Source organism: Microcystis sp. LEGE 00066, assembly GCF_015207925.1.
GTDB lineage: Bacteria > Cyanobacteriota > Cyanobacteriia > Cyanobacteriales > Microcystaceae > Microcystis > Microcystis ichthyoblabe_A.
The window spans coordinates 1-1,294 of the sequence record NZ_JADEVX010000368.1 but is presented as its reverse complement, the minus strand read 5'-3'; the positions used below and the strand labels follow the sequence as shown (position 1 = coordinate 1,294).

The window sequence follows — 1,294 nt, the reverse complement described above, 5'->3', positions numbered from 1 at the left end:
AGAGGGAATGCTATCCATCTCGGAATGGTTGGCAAAATCCTCCAGTGTTTTTACTAAGAGTTGTCAAACAATCCGAAACTGGTTTGGAGAAATAATTAGTTATTTCGAGCGAAGGACAACGAATGGGGTGGTCGAGGGAATCAACAATAAACTTAAACTAATAAAACGGAGAGGCTATGGCTTTAGAAACTTTCGGAATTTTTGGGTTAGAAGTATGTTATCTTGGCATCTTGTCTGTTGATTTAGCATAAAGAGTAACGAAGAGCCAAATGGTACTTCTCTATCTGGGAGATTAATCAAGTTCGATTCCCAAGCAAAAACGATCGCTTTAGGGAGAGATTCAAAAACAAAAGAAGTGGCGATGAAAGAGATAGAACAGATAGAGTTTCAAGGCAAAGTAATTATCAGAGAAACCCGACCTTCTGTCATTAGTATAGAGCGGTTCCGCATACTATCAGAATATAGTAGTGTCGAACAACAGAATAGAGGACGCTGGCATGAACCCCTACAGAACTTCAAAATTGTTGATGTTAATGAAGGAAAAGCGGAAGTAACTTTAACCTCGCTAAACCATCGACAAATAAGATATATATCGGGTGTATTGCGTAACAGTTCCTACGTTGTCGAGGAAATTAAGTTCAACCCCTCGGACAAAATTGGAATTCAAGTAAACCGTTGTGTAGCTACTTACCAATATGGGAGGTGCTATAGTTGATATATTTACTCAGTCAAAAAACGGCTCTTCTAGGTTCTGTGTGAGGATGGTATAATAGTAAAACAGAACAGGAGGTGGGTTATGTGGATAAATTTTGATCAACTCCTCGATTTACCAAATGTAACAGTGGTCAATTATCAAAAAATTGATGAGACAATTTTCCTAAAGCTTGCTCTTTTAAATAGACCTCTTGCATAATTTTTTTATGGTATAATGGAGGTTTTTGCTTTTTTCTCAATTCTTAGATTGAAGTGGAAAAAAGAATAAAATGTGATCTTAGGTCAGGAAATCATCTATAATTTTGCTATGTTTATTAGCAAAATTATGGATTATCAAAACTTATCAGATGAACAATTCAAACGCCGTTTCGGTGTGTATAAACAAACCTATAGAAAGATGGTAGAATCAGTAAAAAGTGTTGAAGCCGACTCTAATTCACCATCTAAAAGGGAACCGAAACCTAAACTATCTATAGAAGAACAAGTTTTAGTAACGTTAGAATATTGGCGAGAATATAGAACATATTTTCACATTGGTACAAGCTGGGAACTATCAGAATCAACTATATGTCGGATTGTA

The 1,294-nt window shown here is 36.0% G+C and carries 3 protein-coding genes; all 3 read left to right on the top strand.

Annotated elements, in window-relative coordinates:
• Nucleotides 1–241 (top strand): transposase (locus IQ224_RS23590; RefSeq protein WP_194032751.1); only part of this gene is annotated, 241 nt, incomplete at its 5' end.
• A 120-nt stretch (nucleotides 242–361) separates the two neighbouring features.
• Nucleotides 362–715 carry a hypothetical protein gene (locus tag IQ224_RS23585; protein WP_002748459.1) on the top strand — a complete coding sequence of 118 codons (354 nt, stop codon included), beginning with the start codon at nucleotides 362–364 and terminating at the stop codon, nucleotides 713–715.
• A 306-nt stretch (nucleotides 716–1,021) separates the two neighbouring features.
• Nucleotides 1,022–1,294: transposase family protein (locus tag IQ224_RS23580; protein ID WP_194033558.1), on the top strand; the 273-nt coding region annotated here is incomplete at its 3' end.